At 62.5% G+C, this 22,901-nt stretch carries 19 protein-coding genes, 1 rRNA gene and 1 pseudogene; 11 read left to right on the forward strand and 10 right to left on the reverse strand.

All coding sequences use genetic code 11. The features are described from left to right. Positions 1 to 107: 107 nt before the first annotated feature. Both rrf and ACF8Q6_RS12225 read left to right on the forward strand, forming a co-directional pair. Positions 108 to 223 (forward strand): 5S ribosomal RNA (rrf, locus tag ACF8Q6_RS12220). A 230-nt stretch (positions 224 to 453) separates the two neighbouring features. Then, complete coding sequence (locus ACF8Q6_RS12225) at positions 454 to 2,262, forward strand: ABC transporter ATP-binding protein/permease (RefSeq protein ID WP_392491303.1); 1,809 nt, start codon at positions 454 to 456, stop codon at positions 2,260 to 2,262. A gap of 223 nt (positions 2,263 to 2,485) precedes the next feature. On the opposite strand, the gene ACF8Q6_RS12230 is transcribed toward ACF8Q6_RS12225, so the two are convergent. Next, positions 2,486 to 3,685 (reverse strand): MFS transporter, encoded by a 1,200-nt coding sequence (locus ACF8Q6_RS12230; RefSeq protein WP_392491304.1) that lies wholly within the window; start codon positions 3,683 to 3,685, stop codon positions 2,486 to 2,488. A 440-nt stretch (positions 3,686 to 4,125) separates the two neighbouring features. On the opposite strand from ACF8Q6_RS12230, the gene ACF8Q6_RS12235 reads away from it, so the two are divergent. Continuing rightward, a complete protein-coding gene (locus ACF8Q6_RS12235; RefSeq protein ID WP_392491305.1) occupies positions 4,126 to 6,360 on the forward strand; it encodes a TonB-dependent siderophore receptor in 2,235 nt (744 codons plus the stop codon). 125 nt (positions 6,361 to 6,485) lie between these two features. Continuing rightward, positions 6,486 to 7,025 (forward strand): histidine phosphatase family protein, encoded by a 540-nt coding sequence (locus ACF8Q6_RS12240; RefSeq protein ID WP_392491306.1) that lies wholly within the window; start codon positions 6,486 to 6,488, stop codon positions 7,023 to 7,025. 3 nt (positions 7,026 to 7,028) lie between these two features. On the opposite strand, the gene ACF8Q6_RS12245 is transcribed toward ACF8Q6_RS12240, so the two are convergent. Continuing rightward, positions 7,029 to 7,814 carry a sulfite exporter TauE/SafE family protein gene (locus ACF8Q6_RS12245; protein WP_003250191.1) on the reverse strand — a complete coding sequence of 262 codons (786 nt, stop codon included), beginning with the start codon at positions 7,812 to 7,814 and terminating at the stop codon, positions 7,029 to 7,031. Positions 7,815 to 7,939: 125 nt separating this feature from the next. Next, positions 7,940 to 8,533 (reverse strand): helix-turn-helix domain-containing protein, encoded by a 594-nt coding sequence (locus ACF8Q6_RS12250; protein ID WP_012053085.1) that lies wholly within the window; start codon positions 8,531 to 8,533, stop codon positions 7,940 to 7,942. A gap of 115 nt (positions 8,534 to 8,648) precedes the next feature. Between ACF8Q6_RS12250 and ACF8Q6_RS12255 the strand changes: the two genes are divergently transcribed. The 3 genes from ACF8Q6_RS12255 (at position 8,649) to ACF8Q6_RS12265 (ending at position 11,352) form a co-directional block, all read left to right on the forward strand. After that, positions 8,649 to 9,785 (forward strand): FAD-binding oxidoreductase, encoded by a 1,137-nt coding sequence (locus ACF8Q6_RS12255; RefSeq protein WP_019752059.1) that lies wholly within the window; start codon positions 8,649 to 8,651, stop codon positions 9,783 to 9,785. A 12-nt stretch (positions 9,786 to 9,797) separates the two neighbouring features. Beyond that, positions 9,798 to 10,175: a RidA family protein gene (locus ACF8Q6_RS12260; RefSeq protein ID WP_003250199.1), complete on the forward strand. Its 378-nt coding sequence runs from the start codon at positions 9,798 to 9,800 to the stop codon at positions 10,173 to 10,175. A 112-nt stretch (positions 10,176 to 10,287) separates the two neighbouring features. After that, entirely contained in the window at positions 10,288 to 11,352 is a 1,065-nt protein-coding gene (locus tag ACF8Q6_RS12265; protein ID WP_161773471.1) for a hypothetical protein, read from the forward strand. 53 nt (positions 11,353 to 11,405) lie between these two features. Here ACF8Q6_RS12265 and mcpA read toward each other — a convergent pair whose 3' ends face one another. Next, on the reverse strand, positions 11,406 to 13,292 hold the full coding sequence (mcpA, locus tag ACF8Q6_RS12270; RefSeq protein ID WP_392491307.1) for a methyl-accepting chemotaxis protein McpA: 1,887 nt from the start codon (positions 13,290 to 13,292) through the stop codon (positions 11,406 to 11,408). 142 nt (positions 13,293 to 13,434) lie between these two features. After that, positions 13,435 to 14,313, reverse strand: coding sequence for a LysR family transcriptional regulator (locus ACF8Q6_RS12275; RefSeq protein ID WP_014753854.1), 879 nt, complete (start codon positions 14,311 to 14,313; stop codon positions 13,435 to 13,437). A 100-nt stretch (positions 14,314 to 14,413) separates the two neighbouring features. Here ACF8Q6_RS12275 and ACF8Q6_RS12280 point away from each other — a divergent pair, with 100 nt between their 5' ends. Continuing rightward, positions 14,414 to 14,842 carry a PACE efflux transporter gene (locus tag ACF8Q6_RS12280; protein ID WP_392491308.1) on the forward strand — a complete coding sequence of 143 codons (429 nt, stop codon included), beginning with the start codon at positions 14,414 to 14,416 and terminating at the stop codon, positions 14,840 to 14,842. A gap of 39 nt (positions 14,843 to 14,881) precedes the next feature. On the opposite strand, the gene ACF8Q6_RS12285 is transcribed toward ACF8Q6_RS12280, so the two are convergent. From ACF8Q6_RS12285 to ACF8Q6_RS12305, 5 genes are all read right to left on the reverse strand, one after another. Continuing rightward, positions 14,882 to 15,931, reverse strand: coding sequence for a hypothetical protein (locus ACF8Q6_RS12285; protein WP_392491309.1), 1,050 nt, complete (start codon positions 15,929 to 15,931; stop codon positions 14,882 to 14,884). A 152-nt stretch (positions 15,932 to 16,083) separates the two neighbouring features. After that, on the reverse strand, positions 16,084 to 16,752 hold the full coding sequence (locus tag ACF8Q6_RS12290) for a GntR family transcriptional regulator (RefSeq protein WP_003250210.1): 669 nt from the start codon (positions 16,750 to 16,752) through the stop codon (positions 16,084 to 16,086). Between the two features lie 16 nt (positions 16,753 to 16,768). Beyond that, positions 16,769 to 17,467, reverse strand: a complete 699-nt coding sequence (locus ACF8Q6_RS12295; RefSeq protein WP_003250211.1) for a FadR/GntR family transcriptional regulator — start codon at positions 17,465 to 17,467, stop codon at positions 16,769 to 16,771. A 44-nt stretch (positions 17,468 to 17,511) separates the two neighbouring features. Continuing rightward, a complete protein-coding gene (locus ACF8Q6_RS12300) occupies positions 17,512 to 18,822 on the reverse strand; it encodes a C4-dicarboxylate transporter DctA (protein WP_012053078.1) in 1,311 nt (436 codons plus the stop codon). A gap of 227 nt (positions 18,823 to 19,049) precedes the next feature. Further along, positions 19,050 to 19,364: a helix-turn-helix domain-containing protein gene (locus tag ACF8Q6_RS12305; RefSeq protein WP_003250216.1), complete on the reverse strand. Its 315-nt coding sequence runs from the start codon at positions 19,362 to 19,364 to the stop codon at positions 19,050 to 19,052. Positions 19,365 to 19,630: 266 nt separating this feature from the next. Between ACF8Q6_RS12305 and ACF8Q6_RS12310 the strand changes: the two are divergent. The 3 genes and pseudogenes from ACF8Q6_RS12310 to ACF8Q6_RS12320 all read left to right on the forward strand — a co-directional run. Further along, positions 19,631 to 19,960 (forward strand): annotated as a pseudogene (locus tag ACF8Q6_RS12310) (PAS domain-containing protein); the annotation flags it as partial. 159 nt (positions 19,961 to 20,119) lie between these two features. Continuing rightward, positions 20,120 to 21,196 carry a methyl-accepting chemotaxis protein gene (locus tag ACF8Q6_RS12315; RefSeq protein ID WP_370626957.1) on the forward strand — a complete coding sequence of 359 codons (1,077 nt, stop codon included), beginning with the start codon at positions 20,120 to 20,122 and terminating at the stop codon, positions 21,194 to 21,196. A 13-nt stretch (positions 21,197 to 21,209) separates the two neighbouring features. Next, positions 21,210 to 22,898 (forward strand): bifunctional diguanylate cyclase/phosphodiesterase, encoded by a 1,689-nt coding sequence (locus tag ACF8Q6_RS12320; protein WP_161773469.1) that lies wholly within the window; start codon positions 21,210 to 21,212, stop codon positions 22,896 to 22,898. Positions 22,899 to 22,901 lie beyond the last annotated feature (3 nt).

The raw sequence follows: 22,901 nt of genomic DNA on the forward strand, positions 1-22,901 counted from the left end.
CGCAGATTGTGGTGGTGAAGACGAAAGACCCGAAAATTCGTAAGCCACAAATATCGCATATCCGGATTCGCTGGGCTGTCCATCTGGACATTCTGGCAACAGAATTTCTTGACGACCATAGAGCATTGGAACCACCTGATCCCATCCCGAACTCAGTAGTGAAACGATGCATCGCCGATGGTAGTGTGGGGTTTCCCCATGTGAGAGTAGGTCATCGTCAAGATTCATTTCGCAAAACCCCTATCTGCACATGCAGGTAGGGGTTTTGTCTTTGTGGGCAAAAAAACTGGGCTTGCTTGAATCCCGGGAGCAGGCAGCTTCGTAAATGGCACCGGCGTTGCCGGTGTTCGCGGGTAAACCCGCTCCTACAAATCATGAAATGTGCGTCATTTATACCTGACGAATGACAGCGTAATGCTACGCTCGCGGAAATACTCAGCACGGATACTTACCATGGAAATGAACTGGCATCAGGCCCTGCAAGAGAGCCTAAGCTGGCTGGCAATCGCCTCGTTCATCACCCTTGTCAGCTTCACCGCAGCCGCAACTCTGGCCGTAAGTTGTACACGCTGGGGCAGCCAGTTCTGGCAGCTTGCCGGGCCCTATTTCAGTTTCAGGCGCAGTTGGCGGCCGTTGCTGGTGTTTGCCCTGCTGCTGGTCCTGACGCTGTTTTCGGTTCGCCTGAACGTGCTGTTTTCGTTTTGGTACAACGGCTTCTACAGCGCCTTGCAGGGCCTTGACCAGGCGGCGTTCTGGTATCTGCTCGGCGTCTTCGGGGTGCTGGCCACCATCCATGTGCTGCGCTCGCTGTTCACCTTCTATGTCAGCCAGGCATTCAGTATCAAGTGGCGGGTCTGGCTGACCGAGCGCCTGACCCACGACTGGATGCAGGGCGATGCCTATTACCGTGGCCAGTTCCTTGCCGAGCCAGTGGACAACCCTGACCAACGTATCGAACTGGACGTTAACGCTTTCGTCACCAACTCGGTCACCCTTGCCCTGGGCGCAGTCAGTGCGCTGGTTTCGCTGGTGGCGTTCACCGGCATCCTCTGGGGGTTGTCGGCACCGTTGACGGTGGCCGGCGTAGAGATCCCTCGGGCGATGGTATTTGCCGTTTACCTGTATGTCATCGTCGCCACTTGGGTCGCCTTCCGTCTTGGGCGCCCGTTGATCCGGCTTAACTTCCTCAACGAGAAACTCACCGCCAACTTCCGTTACGCATTGATGCGTCTGCGTGAGAACGCCGAGAACATTGCCTTCTACCAAGGTTCGCAAGTCGAGCGGGGCACGTTGCTCGGCCGTTTTGCTGCCTTGATCGTGAATGCCTGGGCATTGGTGTACCGGAACTTGAAGTTCAGTGGCTTCAACTTGGGTGTCAGTCAGGTTGCCGTTGTGTTTCCGTTCATTCTTCAGGCGCCGCGCTTCTTCAGTGGGGCGATCAAGCTGGGCGACGTCATGCAAACTTCCCAGGCCTTTGGGCAGGTGCAGGATTCTTTGTCGTTCTTCCGTGAGTCGTACGATGCGTTCGCGCAGTACCGCGCGACCCTTGACCGTCTCACCGGCTTTCTCGATGCCAACCAGCAGGCAAGTGCGTTGCCGCGCGTCACGACCGAAGACCAGGCGCATGCGCTGCAGATTGCGGGATTACAGGTACTGCGCCCGGACGGACATGCCCTTATCGCCGACCTGGACCTGAGCCTGCACGCCGGTCAGGCCTTGTTGATCAAAGGGCCATCGGGCAGTGGTAAAACCACGCTGCTGCGTGCCCTGGCGGGCCTTTGGCCGTATGCCGAAGGCAAGGTCAGGCGGCCAACGGGGCATCAGGCACTGTTCCTGTCGCAACGCCCGTACCTGCCGCTGGGTGACTTGCGTACCGTCATTGCCTACCCGGCAGCCAGCAATTCCAAGGATGAGTTGCTCATGCAGCAGGCATTGCGCCAGGTTAACCTGGCCCACCTGGCCGAGCGTCTGGACGTCAGCTGTGACTGGTCACACATCCTCTCGGTGGGCGAGCAGCAGCGTCTGGCGTTCGCCCGGGTACTGTTCAACCGGCCTGAGGTGGTGTTTCTCGACGAGTCCACCTCGGCGATGGATGAGGGGCTCGAGCATGCCCTGTATGCGTTGTTGCGCTCGGAAATGCCAAGTGCATTGCTGGTCAGTGTCGGCCACCGCAGCACGCTGGCAGCGTTCCATACTCACCGGCTTGAGGTGGATGGACATGGCGGTTGGTCGTTGCTGGAGCAGGAGGCTGTGCTGGCCTAGTTCGGCTTGAGGGGGAGATCGCCATCCAGCATCGCGATCAGCTTGGCCCCTTCACTGCGTGCATTGCCGACATCCTTGGTGACCCGAACCACTCGAACGCCTTCACCGGCAGGCGGCGCTCCCTGCCCAGGCGTTCGGCCTCTGCGGCGGGAGCGTTCGGGTTACAGGATGGAACTGTTCAACCTGCGTGCGCCGCAGCCGTGAACCGCCAGGCTAGCCAGGTTCAGCGCAGCAGCGTCAGTCCTGCAAGGGTGGTGACGGCAAACCCTGCACCCACCAGGAAGGTTGCCTGGAACCCCGCACTCTCCCACAGCAATCCGGCTACCACGCTGGCTATCAGCAGCGCCGCACCGGTCAGCAGGTTGAACAGGCCGAAGGCGGTACCGCGCAAGTTGGCGGGGGCGCTGTCGGCAATCATGGCAGAGAAGATGCCTTGGCTGAAGCCCAGGTGCAGGCCCCAGGCCGTTACCCCAAAGGCAAGCCCCATCCATCCTGGCAAAAGGGCCAGCAGCAGGTCGGCAGTGATCAGCAGGCCTAGCCCGGTCATCAGCACGCCACGGCGCCCCACTCGGTCCGACAACACGCCGGCGGGGTAGGCCGACAGTGAGTAGGCCATCGCCATCAATACCAGTACCGCCGGCGCCCACAGCGGTGTCAGGCCTATGTTCTGAGCCCGCAGCAGCAAAAACGCCTCGCTGAAACGGGCGAGGGTGAACAACGTGGCCAGACCGATCAGGCGCCAATAGACCGGCCCGAGGCGCCGCAGCGCGTGCAGTGCCAACGGTGAGCGTACCGGACGCCCCATAGCTGAGGCTTCAGGTTCGTGAACGAAGGCAACTAGGATATACACCGCCACGAACGCCGGGATAATAGCTACCCAGAACACGGTCTGGAAATGGCTCGCTGTAAGCCACATCAACACGATCGCCAGCAATGGCCCGAGGATAGCGCCCACGGTATCGAGCGCCTGACGCAGGCCGAACGCCGCGCCGCGCAGCTCGACCGGCGTAACATCGGCCACCAGTGCATCACGCGGTGCCCCCCGAATGCCTTTACCGACACGGTCGACGAAGCGTGCCGCAGTCAGCCAATCAAGTCCGGAGGCCATGGGAAATACCGGCTTCATCAGCGCACTCAGGCCATAGCCGATCACTGTCAGCAGCTTGCGTTTACCCAGTCGGTCGCTGAGGGCGCCAGAGAACACCTTGGTGAACGATGCGGTCGACTCGGCGATTCCTTCGATGAACCCCACCGCGATCACCGACGCGCCGAGCACGCTGACCATGTACAGGGGCAGTAGGGCGTGGATCATCTCCGAGGAAATGTCCATCAACATCGACACGAAGCCCAGCGCCCAGATGCTGCGCGGCATCTTCGGCAGGCTTTTGGCAGTGCTTGCGCAGCTGTTGTCATCGCCACGCATCTGGGCGCTCCGCAGCGTTGTACGTCGAAACTGTAGATGCCTGCGCACAGGATGCAAATCGGATAGGTGGATGGCAGCAACAGCCTGTGGACATGAATGAACTGTTCATGAATGCAGGGTGCTCATTCCGTCATAGGGTGCCTTCGCCGGTGTTCGCGGGTAAACCCGCTCCTACAGGCGACCGCGAAGGCTTATCAAATGTTGAGCAAGACCGTTGCTACCACAGCGAGGCGCGCAAGCCTTACTGTGCCAAAGATCACGGTTCAGCAAAGTTAAGTTACAAACATGTAAACTTCGTAAATAAGATTTACTCGCATTTGCGACTCTCTATATTTACCACCCCTGTTGGCCGCCGAACTGAGTGCGGGGCCGGTGGGCGAGGGCTCCCGGTTTCCGACAGGGATGTGCCTTTTTGCTCATGAATAGCAGGAGATGTACCCATGCAGTGCAGAACTTCACCCAACAGCCTGGCCCTGGCGTTCGTTGCGCTGGCGTCGCCGTCCATGCTGGCGACTGCGGCAGAGTCCGAGGAGCGGCGTGCGGGTGAGGTCCTGGAAGTGCCCGTCGCCGACAACGCGCTGGTGATCCAGGACACCCTGATCACCGCCGAGCGCGAGGCGCGACAGGCCCTGGGCACGTCGATCATCACGGCCGAGGACATCAAGCGTCACCCGCCGGCCAATGACCTGTCCGACATCATCCGCCGCGAGCCCGGGGTTAACCTGACCGGCAACAGTGCCAGTGGCGCACGCGGAAACAACCGGCAGATCGACCTGCGCGGCATGGGCCCGGAAAACACCTTGATCCTCATCGACGGCAAGCCATCCAGCGCGCGCAACGCTGTGCGCTATGGCTGGAACGGTGACCGTGATACTCGGGGTGAAACCAACTGGGTGCCGGCCGAAGCGGTGGAGCGCATCGAGATCCTGCGTGGCCCGGCCGCCGCACGCTACGGCTCCGGCGCCATGGGCGGGGTGGTCAATATCATCACCAGGCGTCCTTCCGACGAGCTGAAAGGCAGCGTCAGCCTGTACACGCAACTGCCCGAAGACAGCGCAGAAGGCGCCAGCCGGCGAGCCAACTTCAACCTCGGTGGCGGCCTGACCGATAACCTGGGTTTGCGCCTGTACGGTGGCCTGGCCAAGACTGACGCCGACGATCTGGACATCAACGCCGGGCATGCCACCAGCGCCCTGGTTGCGGGGCGAGAAGGCGTTCGCAACAAGGACATCAACGGCCTGCTCAGCTGGAAACTGAACGACGAGCACCGCCTCGAAGCCAGTGCCGGCTACAGCCGTCAGGGCAACATTTTTGCCGGCGACACCATGAACAGCAACGGCGGCGGAGACGTCGACTTCGTCTCCAGCCTCTACGGCCACGAAACCAACGTGATGCAGCGCAGTACTTATGACCTGACCCACCTCGGTGATTTCACCTGGGGTACCAGCAAGACCACGCTGGCCTACGAATACGTACGCAACTGGCGGCTTAACGAGGGCTTGGCCGGCCGCACCGAAGGTGCCCCAAGCGACGAAGGTGGAGCCATGTCACGTTTGCGCAACACACGCCTGAGCAGTGAGGTGAACCTGCCGTTCGCCATGGGCAGCACAGAACATGTGCTTACCTTGGGCGGCGAGTACCTGTACGAAACCCTCAACGACCAAGGTTCGTTGCGCCCGCAAAGCTCCGACCCCACCAACAATGACAGCCTTGTGGGCTTCGATCGCAGCAGCTCGAAGGTGACCGCACGCAGTTATGCGCTGTTTGTCGAAGACAACATCATCGTTGGCGACACCACCCTTACGCCGGGCCTGCGTTTTGACCACCACGAAACCTTCGGTGACAACTTCAGCCCCAGCCTGAACCTGTCGCACAAGCTCACCGAAGCGCTGTCGGTAAAAGGTGGTATCGCCCGTGCCTACAAGGTTCCGAACCTGTACCAGTCCAACCCCAACTACCTGCTGTACAGCCGCGGTAATGGCTGCAGCGTGCAACAGACCAACAATGGCGGCTGCTACCTGCAGGGCAACGCCGACCTCAAGCCCGAGATCAGCGTCAACAAGGAAATCGGCCTGCTGTACGACCGGGGTACCTGGCGCACCAGTGCCACCTACTTCCGCAACGACTACAAGAACAAGATCATCGGTGATACCGATGTGCTTTACACCATGGGTACCGGCAGCCGTGTGACTCAGTGGGACAACGCCGGCAAGGCGCGGGTGGAAGGTGTCGAAGGCAACTTCTTCATCGAGTTGACCCCGACCCTGGACTGGAACACCAACCTGACCTGGATGCTCGACAACGATGATCGCGAAACGGGCGACCCGCTGTCGGTGATCCCGGAATATACCGTCAACACCAGCCTCGACTGGCGCGCCACCGAGCAGCTGTCATTCCAGGTAGCGGGTACTTACTTCGGCAAGCAAAAATCGCCGACCTACAACTACCGCACCCAGCAGGACTACGACAAGACCGCCCAGCAGGACGTCGAGGCCTATGGCCTGGTGGACGTGAGCGCCGGGTACAGGTTCAATGCCAACTACGACGTGCGGGTGGGCGTGAACAACGTCTTCGACAAGCAGATCCTGCGCGGCGGCAACGCCAGCAGCTCGGGGGCAAACACGTATAACCAGCCGGGCAGGGCGGTGTTTGCTGCGCTGAATATCAACTTCTGATCAAAGGGCCGCTCTGCGGCCCAATCGCAAGTCAACCGGATCGCGAATGGCCGGCGACATTGTTGCAGCCAAACGTCTCGCAGCGTGCTAAACCATGCACCCCAGCCCGCTGCGAGAAATGCCTGGTGAAAGCCATCCGCCTGACCCTGATTTGCCATGCCCTGACCCAGGCCCAGAAGAACGGGCGCCTGCACCATACGGAGGATGGCATCCTGCCGCTAGCCCGACAGGCAGACGCCGACCGATCAGGCGTGCAACTGCTGAGTGCGCCAGAGCGGCGGGCCTGCGAGACGGCGGCGTGGTTAACGGGGGCGGTACAGGTCGAGCCGGGCTTGGCCGATTGCGACCTTGGGCGTTGGCAGGGTGTGTCGTTGAAGCAGCTACAAGCCGAGCAACCGCAGGCGTTGGCAGAATGGCTGCGGGATCCGGCCAGTGCCGTGCATGGTGGCGAGTCGTTCGCTGCGCTATGCCAGCGCCTGGCCGCTTGGCTGGCGGCCTTTGACAGGCCGGGTGACTGGCTGGCCGTGACCCACCCGATGGTCATACGCGCCATGCTGGTACAGGTGCTTGGGTGTCCGATGAGTGCCGGGCAGCGAATCGACGTGCTGCCGCTGTCACGCCTGGAACTGAGCTTTACCGGGCAGTGGCGGTTGCGCCTGGGCTAAGGCTCAGAACGCCAGCTTGTAACCGATCAGCAGCAGCATCGTTGCCAGGCAAGGTCGCAGCACGCGGTCGGAGATTCGCCCGGTGAGGTGGCTACCCAGATAGATGCCTGGCAGCGAGCCCAGCAGCAGGTAGCCCAGCAGCGACCAATCCATGTTGCCCATGCCCGCGTGGCCCAGGCCTGCTACCAAGGTCAGTGGCACGGCGTGGGCAATTTCGGTACCGACCAGGCGACGGGTGACCAGGAACGGGTACAGCAGGAACAGCGCCACTGTACCCAGGGCGCCAGCACCGATGGAGGTGAGGGTGACCATTATTCCAAGCACCACGCCGGTCAGCACCGTGAGGGTATTCAGGCTACGGTCGCTGAGGTGGTAGTGATCACCGGCATGGCGGCTGGCGAAGGCCTGCAGGCGCGATTTGAACAGGATGGCCAGCGCGGTCAGGATCAGCACCACCGCCAGGCCTTGCTTGATGATGGCGTTGAGCGCCGAAGTATCGGTGTGCAGGGTGCTGAGGAACCACAGGGTCAGCGCCGCAGCGGGCACGCTGCCCAGGCTGAGCAGGCCGGTGATCTTCCAGTCGATGTTCTTGTTGCGCGCGTGCACCCAGACGCCACTGGCTTTGGTGATCGCTGCATACAGCAGGTCGGTACCGACAGCGGTCGCCGGGTGGATACCAAACCACAACAGGATCGGGGTCATCAGCGAGCCGCCACCGACGCCGGTCATACCGACGATGAAGCCCACGACCAGGCCAGCAATGGTGAAACCGAAAGAACCTACATCCATACGCTACTCGACTGCCCAACTTTGCCCGTTATCGGATGCCAGTCAGCATATAGATTTTTTTATAGCCAAATAGACTTGTTCGTTATTAGGTTATAACCGGGTTTGCGTTGGGCGGGCGCGACCGATCAACGATCAGTCATCACCACCATGACATGGGCATCACCACCGTCATCACTTTCCGACAGGTAGATGTGCCCCACCTGGCTGTCGAAATACGCCGTCTCCTGCGGCCCGATGCTGACCGCTTCGCCGGTCTCGAACTCGATGCGCACGCGCCCGCTCAGCACCAGCGCGAACTCTTGCCCGGGGTGGCGAATAAAATCGTCGAACTGGCCGCGTTCCCGGGCAATGATGCGGGCATAAGCCGGTGTCATGCGTCGTGCGGGGAAATCTCCGGCAATTGGATAATAGTCGTAGGTGCCGGTCGAATAACCCGCCGCTGCGGGCAGTGAGTCGACCACCACGGTCACCGGCACCGGGGCGCTGACCGTGCCGCTGGCGCGGAACAGCTGGGCAATATCGACATTCAGCGCCCGCGCAGCAGCGGCCAGTTTTTCATAGCTGACCGACACCTGCGCCAGTTCCATCTTCGACAACGTGGACAGCGGCACGCCACTGGCTTCGGACAATTGCTTGAGTGTCATCTGGCGCGCCTTGCGCACCTGGCGCAGGCGCTGGCCCACTACTGCACGGTCAAGCTGGGGTAGAGCTGAAGGCATTCAGGGATCTCGGCATGCGGTGTTGGTCGGGCATCTTACCTTGGACCCTTGCGCATTTCTAAATTCTCATATATTAGAATTCTCATAAATGATAATTAGCCTGGCAGGAGCGTGCATGACCCCGACCTACGACACCCTGATCATCGGTGCTGGCATCGCCGGCGCCTCGCTGGGCTACCGCCTGGCCGGCCAGCAGCGTGTGCTGCTGGTCGAGCGTGAATCGCAGCCTGGCTACCATTCCACCGGGCGTTCGGCGGCCATGTTCATGGAGGCTTACGGCACCCCACAGATCCAGGCACTGACCCGCGCCAGCCGAGCCTTCTACGAAGCGCCACCGCAGGGCTTCTGTGAGCACCCGCTGCTGGAGCCGCGAGGCTGTCTGTATGTGGCCAGCCTGGAGCAACGTGAACTGCTTGAGCAAACTTACGCGCAGAACCTGGCCAATGGCACAGAGGTCAGCCTGCTGGACCGGGACGCGGCCTTGGCACTGATACCCAGCCTGCGTGGCGAAACCCTGGCCGGCGCGGTGCTTGAGCCTGGTGCGATGGACCTTGATGTACATGCCTTGCACCAAGGCTTCTTGCGTGGTTATCGCACTGCCGGCGGTGAACTGCGCTGCAACGCCGAGCTGATCCAGGCCTGGTACCTGGACGGCGTGTGGCAGGTGGAGTTGGCTGATGGCAGCCGTCTGCAGGCCCGATGTCTGGTCAATGCTGCAGGTGCCTGGGCGGACCGTGTGGCCGAGCAGTGCGGGGTGGCGCGCATCGGCTTGCAACCGTGCCGACGTAGCGCGTTCACCTTCCCCGGCCCGGCAGAACAAAACTTTGCCCGCTGGCCTGCAGTGATTGGCGTCGATGAAAGCTTCTACTTCAAGCCTGATGCCGGCCAACTGTTGGGGTCTCCAGCCAATGCCGACCCGGTTGAGCCACAGGATGCCGCGCCCGAGGAGTTCGACGTGGCCTTGGGTATTTACAACATTGAAGCCATGACCACCTTGGCGATCCGCCGCCCTAGCCACACCTGGGCCGGGCTGCGTTCGTTCGTTGCCGACGGCGACCTGGTGATCGGCTTCGATGCGCATGCACCCGCGTTTTTCTGGCTGGCGGCCCAGGGTGGCTATGGCATCCAGTCGGCAGCGGGCGCCTCGCGCCTGGCCGCCGACTTGCTGATGGGCCAGCCCGTGTGTCCCGACCTTGTCAGCCAGGGCGTGGCGCCCGAGCGCCTGTCCCCGGCCCGTTTCCAGCAACCTTGAAAGGAGCATCCCATGAGCAATGACATTCAACGTTTCCCCAGCAGCTTGCCGTTCCCGTTTTCCCGCGCCGTAAAGGCCGGTGGCTTTCTGTTCCTCTCCGGGCAGGTGCCGATGAGCGCTGGCGGCGAAGTGGTGCGCGGTGATATCCAGACCCAGACCCGTGCTGCCTGCGAGCGCATCGCCGAAAGCCTGGAGGCCTGTGGCGCGCGTCTCGACCAGGTGGTGAAGGCCACGGTCTGGCTGTCGGACATGCGCCATTTCGCCGGCTTCAACGAGGTGTACAAGGCGTTCTTCGGCGCGGCGCTACCGGTGCGTTCCACCGTGGCTTCGGCGTTGGCCCTGGGCGTGGATGTGGAGATCGAAGTGCAGGCGTTCGTCGGCGACGCCTGACAGGGCAAAGAGCCCGTGTAGAGGCGGCCTTGTGTCGCGATGGGCTGCAAGGCCGCCCCTACGAACGGTATGCGACGGCGACGACAAAACAACAATAAATCCAGAGGTTCACATGCAAGAGCAGCTGAAGATCGCCGGCGCATTTGTCGGCGTGATCGTGGGGGCGGGGTTCGCTTCAGGGCGGGAACTGTTGTTGTTCTTTGTCGATTTCGGCGTGTGGGGGTTGGCTGGCGCGTTGGTCAGCGCCGCCTTGTTCACCTTCCTCGGCATGGCGTTGGCGGGGCTGGGCAATCGCCAGCAGGCCACCTCGCACAAGGATGTGATCCTGGCCATCTGCGGCCGTCACCTGGGCATGTTCGTCGACTGGTTGATCACCTTTTTCATGTTCGCCGTCACCGTGGTCATGCTGGCCGGTGGTGGTGCCTTGCTGGAGCAGCAGTTCGGCATCCCGGCCCTGACCGGCAGCGTGCTGGTGACGCTGGTGGTAGTCGGTATCGTGTGCCTGGACGTGCGCAAGATGATACTTGCAATTGGCGCCATCACCCCCTTGCTGATCCTGGTGGCTTCGGCAATAGCGCTGTATGCCGTGATCACCCGCGAGCAGAGCTTTGCTGCGCTCGATCAGGTGGCCAGCCAGCAACAGGCTGGCACCCGCCATTGGCTGCTGGGGGCGTTCTTGTATGTGTCGTATAACATCGTCGCGGGTGCGCCGATCCTGGCCATTCTGGGCGGTTCGGCCAAGGGCGAGAAAGCTGCGGTGTGGGGAGGCCTGCTCGGTGGTGCAGCGCTAGGCGGCCTGATGCTGGTGATGAGTGCCGGGCTGCTGTCGCGCCTGGACAGTGTGGCCGACCAGCCGATGCCGATGCTGTCGATTGCCAACGAAGTGTCACCACTGCTGGGGCTGGTGATGTGCCTGATCATCTTCGGCATGATCGTCAACACCGCGGTGGGCACGCTGTTTTCCTTCCTCTCGCGGCTGTTGCCGGCGGGCACGACGAAGTTTCGCTGGGGCTCGGTGGTGACCGGGGTGGTGGCCTTCGGCTGTAGCCTGGTGGGGTTCATCAGCCTGGTGGGTGAGGTGTACCCGTTCTTCGGTTACCTGGGCTTTGTGCTGATGACGGCGGTATTGCTGGCCTGGGTACGGCGGGGCAGGGCTGGGAAGGCGGTGGCTGCATAAGGGGCTGGTACAGGCGACAACAGGCATAGGCCGTTGCCGCCTGAACCCGGCGTTTAAATCCTGAAGCTGCCCACCAACTGCTTCAAACGCCCAGCCTGCTGGGCCAGCTGGTCGCAATGGCGCAGGGTCTCGTTGAGGTTCTCCACCCCTTGCTGGTTCAGGGCGTTGATCTGGGTGATGTCCAGGTTGAGGCTCTCGACCACGGCAGTCTGTTCTTCGGTCGCTGTCGCCACCGACTGGTTCATGCCATCGATTTCGCCAATGCGCTGGGTCACGCTGGCCAGGCGTACGCCGGCCTGGTTGGCCACCTGCACGGTCTGCTCGCTGGAAACCTGGCTGGTGTTCATGGTGTGCACCGCTTCGCGCGAGCCCACCTGCAGGCTGGTGATCATGCGGTGGATTTCTTCCGCCGACTCCTGGGTACGGTGCGCCAGGTTGCGCACCTCGTCGGCCACCACGGCAAAGCCACGGCCGGCTTCACCGGCACGGGCCGCTTCGATGGCGGCGTTCAGTGCCAGCAGGTTGGTCTGCTGGGAAATACCCTTGATCACGTCGAGGATCTTGCCGATTTCGTCGGTGCTGGCGTTGAGCGTTTCGATCTGCGCGCACGACTCGCTGATCCGTTGCGACAGAGCCGTCATGGCGCTGATGGCTTCTTCAACCACTTCACGGCCACCGTGCGCCTGTTCGCTGGCACCGCTGGCATGTTGCGAAGCATCTGCGGCATTGCGGGCGATTTCCTGGGTGGCGGCGCCCAGTTCGTTGATGGCCGCAGCGACGCTGTTGGTGCGCATGCTCTGTTCTTCAGAACCGCTGATCGACGCATTGGACGCACTGACCACTTTTTCCGAAAGATCATGCACCAGGCGGGTGGCCGAGGACACTTCGCTGATCGAGGCATGGATACGCTCGACAAAGCGGTTGAACGAGGTCGCCAGTTCGCCGAACTCGTCCTTGTTCTGCACGGCCAGGCGGCGGGTAAGGTCACCTTCACCCTCGGCGATGTCGCGCATGGCGCGGCCCATAGTGGTCAGCGGGCTCATCAGCACCGGAATCAGCAGGCCGAGCAGGCCGGCGATGGCGGCCACGGCAATCAGCATGGCAATGATCGCCGAGGTGCGGAACTGGCTGAGCGCGGCATAGGCCTTGTCCCTGTCGATCGACAGCCCGATGTACCACTGCGCCGAAGGCAGGCCGGCCACCGGGGCGAACGAGATGATGCGGTCCTGGCCGTTGAGGGTGACATCCTGCATGCCGGCGGCAACCCGCAGGTTGCTGCCTGGGTAGATGTCCTTGAGGTTTTTCATCACCTGGTCTTTGTTAGGGCTCACGATCACCTGGCCATTGGCGTCGGCCAGGAAGGCGTGACCGATGCCGCCGAAGTCGACCGAGTTGATGATCTCGACGAGTGTGTCGAGGGTAACGTCACCGCCGACCACACCGATCAGTTCGCCATTGCGCTTGCTTTTCACCGGCGTGGCGATGGTCACCATCAGGCCACCGACTGCCCCCTGGTACGGGGCGGTCAGCACGGTCTGCCCGGCGTTGGCGGCGGCGCCATACCAAGGGCGCTGGCGCGGGTCGTAACCGGCGGGCATCTGGGCATCCGGGCGCTGGGTAAATTCGCCGTTGGCCTGGCCCAGGTAGGTGAACAGGAAATTACGCGTGTAGGACGGCTGCTCGATCAGCCCTGCCAAGGTGTCGCCGGCGCCTTGCTGACCGATGTCCTGGGCCAGGTTCTCCAGCACCAGAATGCGCCCGCTCATCCAGTTCTGCACACTGCTGGCGGTCAGTGCACCGGACTGCTGCACCGAGGCTTCGATATTCTGGCGGATGGTATTGCGTTGCAGGTAGTCGTTGTAGAGCGTGAACAGGGCAAATGCCAGGACCACGACGCCGCAGGCGCTGAGCAGGATCTTGTGGCGAAATTTCAGGTTCATGTTTCGAGACCTTGAGCCAATGAGGGGAGGGCGCAGCGCGCTCATGACGCGATGCGGGGCCTGTCGACCGAGATATCGGCTCGAGGGGTAAAAGATTGAAGTGCTTAGAGAAATTTCTTACAGGCGTTTCGACGGACGGCAGTCACGGGTCAGCCAACTGCTCGATCAGCAGGCGTGCGGCTTGCTGCAGCGGCTGTTGTTTGCGCCACAGGATGTGCACGGGCAGTTGCAGCGCGTTGTGTGTATTGCGGAACTCCAGGCGCACCAGGCGCCCGCTGGCCAGCAGCGGCGCGACCCGCGACAACGGCAGATCACCCCAGCCCAAGCCCGCTTCAACCATCTGCAGCGCCAGGTCGAAGCTGTCGGTGGACCAGTGTGTGGCGCCGATCAGCGGGCGAGGGTCAGCCAGAGGCAGATCGCGGCTGCGCACCAGAATCTGACGCACCTGGGTCAGGTCCTCAAGGTAGTGGATACGCCCCTCACGCAAGGCCGGGTGGGCCGGCGACAGGATGGCTACCAGCGACTCCATGCCGATGTGCTGGAAGCCGCGACGGGCATCGACCTGCAGGCCGGCAAAGGCTATGCAGAGGTCGGCACGACCGCTGTCCAGCAAGTGCAGGGCTTCTTCCTGCGGGGCGCTGAGCAGGGCAATGTCCAGCAAGGGGTGGCGCTCACCGAGGTTGGCGATGGCCGCCAGCAGCGGGCGGTGATCGATGTCGGGTACCACCGCCAGGGTCAGGCTGCTCTCCAGTCCTTGGGACAACTCCAGGGCATGAACCTGCAGCAGTCCCAGTTGTTCGGCAATCAGCCTGGCGTGTGGCTCCAGGGCCAAGGCCTGTGCGGTTGGCCGAACTTCACGCGGGCCACGTTCGAACAGGCTGTAGCCAAGTTCTGCTTCAAGGTTGCCAATGGCCATGCTCACGGCTGAAGGCACGCGCTTAAGGGCACGTGCAGCGGAAGAAAACGAACCGTGGTCGAGCACGGCCAGAAACAGCTGGATGTTGTCGCTGGAAAAGTTCATGGCAGCCTCCTGTCAGTTGATCTGACAGCTGCTGACTTTTGCTGTCAAGTGCATTGAAGCATGATCGCCGCGTCGCTTTTTGTCTTTGGAGGTAACCTGGGTGCAGGGATTGAAACGCAAGCTGCTCTACGTGACTTTCTATGAACTGATCGGGCTGTGCATGTCGACCCTCGGGCTGGCCTACCTGTCAGATACGCAGGCGTCACATACCGGGCCCTTGGCGGTGATGATCACCACCATCGCCATGCTCTGGAACCTGATCTACAACACCCTGTTCGAGTACTGGGAGAGCCGCCAGGCCAAGCGGGGACGCAGCGTGGCGCGGCGAGTGGTGCATGCCATCGGCTTCCAGTTGACCCTGGTGGTTTACTTGATTCCGCTGATTGCCTGGTGGCTGGACATGACATTGCTGGAGGCGCTGCTGGTGGATATGGCGTTCATCATCCTGGTGCCGTGCTACACCTTTGCCTACAACTGGGCGTTTGATCGTGTGTTTGGCTTGCCAAGGTCTGCCCTGGCCGCAGCTTGATACAGCCTTGCGCTGCGAAGGAGCCGGCACAGGCCGCCACTAAGGTGGCAGGCGAATGATCAAAGGCGCCTGCTGCTGCTCGACCTGCTGCTCAACCGGCCGCGGCGCACTGGCCAGCAAGCTGTCCTCAACCTGCCCCGACAGGTAATAGACCCCCGCCATGGCCCCGCTCTGGCGGTTCTCCATCAACTCCTGCCATTCCTGGTTCAACGCCACGTTCAGGATCACCCGCAGTTGTTCGACCATCTGCGGGTGATCACGGTCATGGGTCATCATCCCGTAACCGGCTGCAGCAATCGAAATCATCGCCCCTGCCACCTTGCCCACTGCCGATGCCACGGCACTGGCGATACCGCGTGGGGCCAGGGTGGCGCCAAGCTTTTCGCTGGCCTGGGTGGCCACCGAGTTGAGCCCGACATCGGTCCTGCCGGGGCCTTTGCTGGCCTGCTGATGCAAGTGCTGGCGCATGGCTTGCCAGGCCGGCTGCTGGTCCAGTGACTTGGCCCGCAGCAGCTGATACAGGCTGGCATTGCGCGCATCCGGTGGCCCCAGGGCGATGGCGGGGATACGGTTGAGGCGCTGGCTGAACTGCTCGGGCGGCGCGTTGTAACGGCTGATGATGGCCGGCAGTTGCTGGCCGAGCAGTTGCAGGTACAGTTCGCAGGCGCGGTCGCGGATGCCCTCGGGGTTGATCTGCTCGGCTACCGGCTCGATCACCCGCGCGTGATACTGCTCTTGCAGGTACAGGGCCAGGCGTTTTTCTGCCGGTTCCCGACCCTCGCCACTGTCGAGCTTGTACCAGGCCACCTTGAGGGTCAGCCACTGCTGGGTCCAGTAACCCGTGAACCAGGGGATGAAGTCGCTTTCGGTGCGTTGCTGCACTTGCTCCTTCCACACCCGCATGGAGCGCCGGGCATAGTCGTTGGCCGAGCCGGCGGCACCGGCCGAGGCTTCTATCAGTTCCTGGTCGATGCGTTGCCAGGCCGCGGGAGTGAGTATTGTGGGCGGCGGCGGGGCAGGGGGGCGCTTGCTGGCACAACCGCCGAGGGCCAGTAGAAGGCAGAGCAACAGGAGGACTCGAGAACTCACGCGACCGCCTCCCTGGTAGAGGCTGGGGTGGTTCTCGAAGTATAGGGTGGGGTTATTGGGGCTGCTGTGCAGCCCATCGTCCGTATCCGCTCAGATGCAAATAGTAGCGTGAGCGCGGCCTGCGTGGGAGCGATCGCGTCCGTTTGGTCGGGTTATTCCAGGTCCAGCTTTTCCTCCAGACGGTCAAGGTGCCTGTGCATCAACCCCAGCGCCGCTTCGGCATCACCTTGCTCCACGGCATCGATGATTGCCGCATGCTCTTCCCACGCGCAGTGATCGCAGCACGGCGTTTCGTAGCGAGCGATGATCAGCGAGGTCATCGGCACCAGCCCATTGAGAAATCGCGCCAGTGGTGCATTGGCCGCCACCTGCGCCAGTTTCAGGTGGAACTCGCCGCCCAGGCGGATCGCTGCGCAGCGTTCGCCACGCTCATGGTGCTGGCGCTCACGCTCCACCAGTTGCCGTAGCTGGCGCACCTGCGCCGGCCGGGCGCGTTGCGCGGCCAGGGTGATCAGCGTGGTTTCCGCCAGACGCCGGGCACTGAGCACCTGACGTGCCTGGTCTGGGTCGGGTGCAGCCAGATGTGCGGTGTGGCTGGGGCGCTGTACCACCACCTGCTGGTCGGACAGGCGCCCCAGCACGCGGCGGATCACCGTGCGGCTGACACCAAAGGCATGGCCCAGTGCCTGTTCGGGCAACAGACTGCCCGGCGGCAGGCGCTGTTCGAGAATGGCGTCGAACAGCCGCGGATAAATCTGCTCGGCCGACAGGCGGGTTTCGCCGGCCGCGAGCAGGGCAGGCAAGTGGGGGGCGGCGTTCATGGGCACTCTCCTGAGGTCATGGATGTGGATGTTCGTCCGGGATATTCAACGCGATGCCCATGCGCAGCCCTTCGGCCACGATGTGCTGACGCATCTGGGCACTGGCCTGGGCGCTGCTGCGTTCGCGAATGGCGCGCACCACCGCTTCGTTTTCCTTCAGCCGCGCGGCCAGGTGCTCTGGCGAGTTGCGCAGCATGTCGGCGCTTTGCTTCAGGGCATTGCCGGTCTGCTGCACCACGCTCTGGAAAATCGGGTTGGTGGTCAGGGCGAACAGCGCCTCATGGAAGGCAATGTAGGCTTTGACCCCGGCCTCGCTGTCATCGGCCTCCAGCGCTTCGCGCATGTCCATCAGGGTCAGGCGCAACTGGCCGATGTCCTGGCTGTTGGCCGACTGCGCCACCAGGCCGACGATGAACGGTTCGAGTGTGTAGCGCAGTTCCAGCACGTCGGCCAGGCTGGCCGCTGCGCTGGTTTCCACGCCCGAAGCCTGGGCATCGGCATCCAGCACCAACACGCCCTTGCCGGGTAACGAGCGCACCAGGCCCAGTGTTTCCAGCACGGTTACCGCTTCGCGCAGGCTGGGGCGGCTGATGCCCAGTTGTTCGGCCAGTTCGCGCTGGCCTGGCAGCATGTCGCCGGTGCGCCATTGGCCGCGGGCCAGGGCCTGGCGGAGTTTTTCCACCACTGAGTTGACGACGGTTGATGAGCTGATCACGTTTCGCTCCTGGAAGGGCCGGCATCAATGCCGGCCACGTTCGCTCAGAATTCCTGTTGATGGGCATTGGGTTGCTTGCGGGGCGTGGGGGCAAAGCCAGGCTTGCCGTCGAGTACGTTCTGCGCACGCTCCAGGTCAATGTCCTTCTCCCAACGGGCAATGGCCACGGTGGCCACGCAGTTGCCGATCAGGTTGGTCAACGCCCGGCCGATACCCATGAACCAGTCCACCGCCAGCACCAGTACCAGGCCAACCACAGGGATCGCCGGTACCGCAGTCAGGGTGGCGGCAAGAATCACCAGTGCCGAGCCTGGGATGCCGTGAGCCCCCTTGGAAGTCACCAGCGACACCAGCAGGATGGTCAGCAGGTCGGTCATTTCCAGTGGCGTGCCGGTGGCGTTGGCGATGAACACGATCGCCAGGGTGAGGTAGATGGAAAAACCATCGAGGTTGAACGAGTAGCCGGTGGGGATCACCAGACCAACCGTGGAACTGCCGATGCCCAGGTGCTCAAGCTTGCGCATGATCTGTGGCAGTACGGCGTCGGAAGAGGCGGTGCCCAGGACGATGGTCAGCTCTTCACGCAGGTACTTGATCAACGGCAGCAGTTTCAGGCCCGACAGGCGCATGACGGTGCCCAGCACGATCAGCACGAAGCCGGCACAGGTCAGGTAGAACAGCGCCACCAGCCCGCCCAGGTGCTGCAGCGACGCCAGGCCGTACTTGCTGGTGGTGAAGGCAATGGCGCCGAACACGCCGATCGGCGCCAGGCGCACGATCATGCCCATGATGCGGAAGATCACATGGCTCAGTTCGTTGATCAGTCGCGAAATGCCGGCGGCCGAGTCACCCACCAGGTTCAGCGCGCTGCCGAACAGCACCGAGAACAGCAGCACCTGAAGAATGTTGTTGTCGGCGAAGGCACCGATCACCGAGGTGGGGATCAGGTCCATGAAGAACGCCGTGGCGCCATGGATGTGCTGGCCGCGCTCGGCCAAGCCGTTGGCATCGGCGGCGGACAGTTGATCCAGGTGAATGTTGGCACCGCTGCCAATGCCACTGGTGAAGGCGAACACCAGGCCGATCACCAGCGCCAGGGTCGTCAGCACTTCGAAGTAGATCACCGACTTCAGGCCGATGCGGCCGACCTTTTTCAGGTCACCCGCACCCGAAATGCCGCTGACCACCACGCAGAACACGATCAGGCCGATGAGCATCTTGATCAGCTTGATGAAGCCGTCGCCGAGGGGTTTGAGTTGCAGGGAGAGGTCGGGGAAGCTCAGACCGCAGGCGATGCCGAGGGCAAGGCCGAGTACGACTTGCAGGAAAATCGAACGCGAGCACCATTTGAGCATGGGAGGAGTCTCTGATCGGTGTCCTTGCTTCGGTAGCCGCACGGGGCGAAAGAGCGCAGGACTTAATTATTGTGGTCTTACCGGTTTGTTCAGCGCGAGGCCATAAAAGCGCGAAAAATACCTGATTGCAAGGTTTTTTGGCCTTACCGGTCTGACCAGTTGTGGGGCAATCCAGCCTGCCATGCTCTAGTTCGGTGCGTGCCGTAAAAGGGGGCGCTTGAAATAGCTCAGGGCTTGGCCAGTGCCTGATCCACCGCTGCAATCAGCTTGCCAAGATCTTTGGGTGGGGCGTTGTGGATGACACCGAACAGGTAGGCGCGCTGCTCCTCTTCGTCGTCCGGTTCAGCGAAGAAGTCCTTGGGCTTGACGCCCAGCACCTGGGCAAACGCCATGATTGCATCGATGCTGGGGGTGTAGGTGCTGGTTTCGAAACGGCTGATGGTCTTGGGGTCGAAGCCGGTTCGTTCAGCCAGTTGTGCCTGGGTCAGGCCCGCCAGCTTGCGGTAGCGGCGCAGGGCGATACCCAAAGCTGATCTCGTCATCGCTTAATTCCCATTTAGAATCAAGAACTTAACGATATCTATCAATGTGGCGCAACGCCATGATCGATCACCTTTGTTTTATTTATGTGATGAATTTCGTAGAATTCATGGCTTGACCGGTCAGTCATCGTCACCTTCCTCGTACCGTTCGGCCTCATGCCGTAACGGCAGGAAGCGCTTTTGCCCATTGGAACGGATGCTCATGAATCGGTTCCGATGGCCGTCGATGTACTGGGTACCGGCTTGTCATCGAATGGAGTCTCATCGTGCGCCTCAACCTGCCGGTAACCCCGGTCGAGCAACGTTTCCCCCCCGATCAGCGGCTGATTTCTGCTACCGATACCGCCAGCCTGATCACCTACTGCAACCCTGAGTTTGCCGCCATCAGTGGCTACAGCGAGGCCGAACTGATCGGCAGCCCGCACAACCTGGTGCGCCACCCGGACATGCCGCCGGCGGTGTACGAGTTGATGTGGCGCTACCTGAAAGCCGGCAAGAGCTGGATGGGTATCGTCAAGAACCGCTGCCGTAACGGCGACTACTACTGGGTCAATGCCTACGTCACGCCCATCCTGGAAGGTGGGCGGGTCGTGGGTTACGAGTCGGTGCGCGTATGCCCCACGCGGGAGCAAGTAGCCCGTGCCGAAGCCCTCTATGCGCGGCTGCGCAACGGTCAGGCGACATTGTCGGCGCCGCGCCGTCTGAGCTTGCTGACGCAGGCCCTGGCCTTGCCACTGGCCGGTGGGCTGCTGGCGGTGGGTGCCAATCAGTTGTGGCCTGGCCTGGTGGGGCAGGGGCTGACCGTGGGGCTGTTCGTGGCATGCGGTCTATGGGCGCGCAATGCCCTCGGGCGGCAGCTGCAGCAGATCGTGCAGGGGGCCGAAGGTGCCTTCGCCGACCCGGTTGCAGCCTTGACCTACAGCGACCTGTCGGGTGCTGCCGGGCAGTTGCAACTGATGCTGATCAGCGAAGAGGCACGCCTGAAAACCGCATTGACGCGGCTAAGCGATCTGGCCGGGCAAATGGCCGTGGCCGCTCGTGATGCCGGGCAGTTGTCGCGCAGCACCGAGGCGGCATTGCTGGAGCAGCGTGCCGAAACCGACCTGAGCGCCACTGCAATGAACCAGATGGCCGCCTCCATTGGCGAAGTCGCCAACCACGTGCAGTTGACCGCCGCCGAGGCACACACGGCGCACCTGCTGGCCGAGCAAGGTAGCCAGGTGGCCGACGCCAGCGGCACGGCCATTCGTAACCTGGCCAGCACTGTGACGCAGATCAACCAGGCGGTCAGCCACCTGGCGGGTCAGACCGGCGCCATCGCCGAGGCAGCCGGGATGATCCGCGGCATTGCCGAGCAAACCAACCTGCTGGCCCTCAACGCCGCCATCGAGGCTGCCCGTGCGGGCGAGCAGGGCCGGGGCTTTGCCGTGGTCGCCGACGAGGTCCGGGCATTGGCCGACAAGACCCGCCAGTCCACCCTGCACATCCAGGCCATCATCGATGCCCTGCGCAGTGGCGCCGAGGAAGCCGTGGCGATCGCCAGCCGAGGTATCGACGGTGCCGAGCAAGGCGTTGCCCAGGTGCAGGAAGCCCGACAGGCGCTGCATGGCATTCGTGACGCGGTACAGCGCATCAGCGACATGAGCCAGCAGATGGCCACCGCCTCGCAGCAGCAGTCGGCGGTGGCAGAAGATGTTTCGCGGCAGATCAACGGCGTAGCCGGTATTGCCCAGCACAGCGCCCACAGCGCCAACGCCGCCGCCTCGCGCGGTACCGAACTGGAACATGTGTGCGCCGGATTGCGCGCCCTGGTGGAGCGCTTCAACCGCTAAGGCAGGATGCTTTATGGATGATAACTATCGCGCGGCCGTGGACGCGGCCGCAATCTTTTCGGAAACCGACCTGCGTGGGAACATCACCTACGTCAATCAGCAGTTCTGCAGCATCTCGGGCTACAGCCGTGAAGAACTGTTGGGGGCCAACCACCGCATCCTCAATTCCGGGCTGCATGAACCGACGTTCTTTGTCGGCATGTGGCGGGCTTTGGTCGCCGGGCGGGTGTGGAAGGGCGAAATCTGCAACCGGTCCAAGGACGGTTCGTTGTACTGGGTCGACAGCACCATGGTGCCACTGGTCGATCCGCTGACAGGCCAGGTGCGCAAGTATGTGTCGATCCGCTTTGACGTCACGGAGAAGCGCCAGCTGCTGCATACCTTGCAGTGGCGGGTGGGCCACGATGTGCTCACCGGCCTGCCTAACCGCGCCTACCTGTCCGACCTGCTGAACCAGGCCCTGGCCTACTCGCGCTGCGAAGGCATCTCGCTGGCGGTGTGCATGCTCGACCTGGATGGTTTCAAGGCGGTCAACGACGGCTATGGGCATGCCGTGGGTGACCTGCTGCTGGTGGAAGTGGCGCAGCGCCTGAAGAGTATCCTGCGTGGTGGGGATGCCGTGGCCCGGCTGTCGGGCGACGAATTCGTGCTGATCCTGCGCGATGTCGATGATGAGCACCAGCTGCATGCAGCCCTGCAGCGGGTATTGCGTGCCTTGGCAGCGCCCTGTGTGGTGCGTGAGCATACACTGTCGCTCAGCGCCAGTATCGGCGTGACCCTGTACCCGCAGGATGACGAAGATGCCGACACCCTGGTGCGCCACGCCGACCAGGCCATGTATGTGGCCAAGCAGCGCGGGCGCAACCGTTACCACCTGTTCGACGTGTCGCAGGAACAGGAGCTCAAGGCCACCCACCAGACCGTGGCGCGCGTGCGCCGGGCGCTGCGCAACGGTGAGCTGTGTCTTTACTACCAGCCCAAGGTCAACCTGCGCAGTGGCAAGGTACTGGGCTTCGAGGGCTTATTGCGCTGGCAGCGGCCAGGCCGTGGTGTGGTGCCGCCAGGCGATTTCCTGCCCTGGGTAGAGCAGACCGACCTGATCGTCGAAATCGGCGAGTGGGTGATCGGGCAGGCGTTGAGCCAGTTGCAGGCCTGGCAGCGCCAAGGGCAGCCCTGGTCGCTGAGCGTGAATATTGCCGCGCGGCATTTGCAGCGCAATGACTTTGCCGAACGCCTGCAGCAGTTGCTGGCAGCGTACCCGGCGGTGGACCCGGCGCTGCTGGACCTGGAAATCGTCGAGTCAGTGGCCATCGACAACCTGCAGCATGTCAGCCGCTGCCTGGATGCCTGCCGTGCGTTGGGTGTGCGTTTCTCGCTGGACGATTTCGGCACCGGTTATTCGTCCTTGAGTTACCTGAAACGCTTGCCGACCCAGACGATCAAGATCGACCAGTCGTTCGTGCGTGACATCCTTCATGACCAGGACGACCTGGCGCTGACGGAGGCGGTGATCGGCCTGGCGCGGGCGTTTGGCCGCGAGGTGATTGCCGAGGGGCTGGAGAGTGTCGAGCACGGTCGGGTACTGATGGGCCTGGGCTGCGAGCTGGCGCAGGGTTACTGCATCGCCCGGCCGATGCCCGCCAGTGACGTGCAAGCCTGGGCGCAGGCCTACCGGCAGCCAGTGCAGTGGCGTGACCCTTGAAGG

The sequence above is a fragment of the Pseudomonas sp. GLN_2 genome (genome assembly GCF_043106005.1).
Taxonomy (GTDB): domain Bacteria; phylum Pseudomonadota; class Gammaproteobacteria; order Pseudomonadales; family Pseudomonadaceae; genus Aquipseudomonas; species Aquipseudomonas alloputida.